The sequence below is a fragment of the Cysteiniphilum litorale genome (assembly GCF_003428165.1).
Classification (GTDB): domain Bacteria; phylum Pseudomonadota; class Gammaproteobacteria; order Francisellales; family Francisellaceae; genus Caedibacter; species Caedibacter litoralis.
Window position 1 is genome coordinate 1 of record NZ_QLIQ01000129.1, and the last position, 1,233, is coordinate 1,233.

General features: G+C 38.3%; 1 protein-coding gene. It reads right to left on the reverse strand.

Translation table 11 applies throughout. From position 1 onward, the window contains the following. Window positions 1-14 precede the first annotated feature (14 nt). A complete protein-coding gene (locus DNJ75_RS14850) occupies window positions 15-1,151 on the reverse strand; it encodes an ISAs1 family transposase (protein ID WP_117004193.1) in 1,137 nt (378 codons plus the stop codon). Window positions 1,152-1,233: the final 82 nt, after the last annotated feature.

Here is a 1,233-nt window from a genome sequence, read left to right on the forward strand (position 1 = left end):
CACGGCTGTCCCATCTAAAAACCTTGAGTCAAAATAGTGCTTAAAGTCTGATTTCCCCAGGCTGCTTTCTTACGTAATCCTTTGATGCCAACGTTCTTAAATTTCCCCTTTGTATTATTTAGCATATTTAGTGACATATGCCTGATTATCGCCATATTCTCAGCAGCATTACCCTTTCGAACGGTTGATCTATCTTCATTGTAAACAACATCCAAAACCCAGTGTAAACTATTTTCAACATGCCAATGACAACGTATTGCATTAGCAAGTTTCTCTGCATCGGTATCTAAACTGCTAATAAAAAAGCGGCGCTCAACACTTATTTTTCCTTTAGATTCTTGAGTTTCTTCAAGCATTACAATGCTTTTAAGTCCTTCCCACTGTGACTTTTGCGTAAGCCAATCAATTTGATTGCTCACATAACATTTGCGAATTTCAATACGACCATGACCTTTGTCAACGTGCTCACACTGTGATGAAATAGCATTATTCTTTGCTTTGGCTGCCTCTGTCTCCAAAAATAATCTCACATCCTCGTTTAACGTACCTTGATTGCCCTTGAGAGCCAAAACATAATCACCGCCTTGCTCAATGATCTGCTTGGCAATTGCTTTTTGAGTTCCCATTGCATCTATCGTGACGATGTGCCCTTTAAGGTTAAGTAGTTTTAATAGTTTAGGTATTGCTGTAATTTCATTTGATTTCTCATCAACAGCTTGCTGTGCAAGCACTAATCGTGCTTCTGTAGCAAATGCACTAACCATATGAATGGCTGACCTGCCTTCAACTTTATCGGCACTATTACGCAAGGCTTTGCCATCTACCGCAATAACTTGATTAACGATAGCCTGCAATGATTTCACCCACTCAATAAAGCAATCTTTGAATGTTGCTGTATCAAGTGCTTCAAACACTCTGGCAAACGTGTTTTTTGAAGGAATACCATTTTCAAAAGCGTAATGCTTTCTTAAGTAATCTAGCTTCTCCTCGCCAAACAATACAAGATCACGCCAACTCTCAGCTCCACAAATAGCGCCACACAAAGTAACAAAAAGAATTTCTACAAGTGGATATAATTTGGTTCGATCAACACGTGGATCTTTCAAATCTTTAAAGTGATTTTCAAAAGTGGTGGATATTTCCTGAGTCATAGCTAATACAATAGATTCCTTTGATGACAACTTCAAAGATAAATTTAGCAAAAGTCAACATATTTTAGATGGGACAGCCGTG

Excerpts from the sequence above, each read along its gene's own strand:
- DNJ75_RS14850 (WP_117004193.1), bottom strand. The coding sequence starts at position 1,151 with ATGACTCAGGAAATATCCACCACTTTTGAAAATCACTTTAAAGATTTG.